The organism is Candidatus Protofrankia californiensis (assembly GCF_900634765.1).
Lineage (GTDB): Bacteria > Actinomycetota > Actinomycetes > Frankiales > Frankiaceae > Protofrankia > Protofrankia californiensis.
Map to the genome: position 1 here is coordinate 1 of NZ_CAAAFT010000417.1, position 1,527 is coordinate 1,527.

Consider the following 1,527-nt stretch of genomic DNA (forward strand, 5'->3'; position numbering starts at 1 on the left):
CCAATCAGTCGGAACGCCGACCAGTCGGAACGGTCGGTCAGCCGGAACGGTCGATCGGGCGCGGCCGGTTCGACCACAGCGGAGGAGCGGACCGCAGGCCCGACCGTGAGTCCTCGCCGGACCGGGGCCGGGCGTCCTCACCCGGCCGAAGGCCCGCCTGGGTGTCCTCACCGGAGCGAAGACCCGGCCGGAGGTCCTCCCCCGGCCGAAGGCCCGGCCGGGCGTGGTGGCCGAACTCGCGTGCAAGGGGCAGCGTCGGCCGTTGTGGGGCACGACCACCCAGCGCCGGTCGATCGAAAGCCGTGTGGACGGCTGCCGGGGGCCGCGGACCGGCCGTGGCCGGATGAGGCAGAGCCGCCCACATGTCGACCTCGACGATGATCTCTCCGCCCTCGGAGGCCATCCGCAGCCTCCCGCCGTGGACCTCGACCAGGCGTCGGACGACGTACAGGCCCATGCCCGCGCCGTCGGTCTCCCGAGTGGCTGTTCCATCCCGTTGGGTGAACGGCTCGAAAAGCTGGCGGATCGTGGCCGGGTCGAGATCGGGGCCGGGATTGCGCACCCGCAGGATCACCTCGTCACCCACCCGTCCAGCGATCAACCGTACCGGCGCTCCCGGCCAGGAGTGCACCAGCGCGTTGTCGACGAGATTCGCGACAACCTGGTGCAGCGCCTGCCGGGCCATCCGCACGGGCAGGTGAGGCGGTACGTCGACACTGACGTTGGCTGCTGTCGTCGGCGCGTAGGCCAGGGTCGCGAGCACGTCGTTGACGACCTCGGGGAGGTCCGCGACGGTGTTCTCCTCGGTGCCGGTGGCCGTCGCCGCGGTGAGCATGTTCTCCAACAGCCGGGACAGCCGGTCGGAGTAGTTGACCGCCGAATCGAGCATGTCGTCGAGCTGCGCCGGGGACATCCTGTCCCGCCGGCGCTTGATGGTGAGCAGGGTCCCGCGGATGCCGGTCAGCGGCGTCCGGAACTCGTGGGAGACGGTGGCGACGAGGTCGCTACGGATCCGGTCGGTCTCCTCAAGACGGGCCATCAGGCTCTGCTGGCCCTCGTAGAGCTGCGCCCGGTAGTGCTCGGCCCGCCGCCGCGCCTGCTCGTTGAAATGCCAGAAGATCACCTGCGCCGCTGCCAGCGCACAGATGAACGCCGCGCTGACCGCGGCGAACACCCAGGACGACCCGACGGAGTCAGGCATGATGATCTGATCGCCGACCGCTCCGTTCGCCACGAACACGAACGCGATTGCCAACAGGTAGACGGTCCAGTCCTCGTAGAGGGCTATGAGGGCCACGACCACGAAGAAGTGGAAGTACACCTCGGTCTGCCCGTGCGAGAGGTGGACGAACACCACCGAGCTGCACAGCAGGCCGAGGCTGGTGGCCAGCGCGCGCAGGCGGCGCACACCCGGCATGACGGCCGCGCCCAGCAGCACCGCGGACGGGCCGGTCGAGGCCAGTCCCCTCCATATCTCGAAATCCTGGTACGAGGCGTAGACAACGATCACGGGCAGGTGGACGGCCA

At 69.7% G+C, this 1,527-nt stretch carries 1 protein-coding gene; it reads right to left on the bottom strand.

The features are described from left to right. Positions 1–37 precede the first annotated feature (37 nt). The coding region (locus DD1DGNOD_RS21625) for a sensor histidine kinase (protein WP_131770931.1) at positions 38–1,527 on the bottom strand (1,490 nt) is incomplete at its 5' end.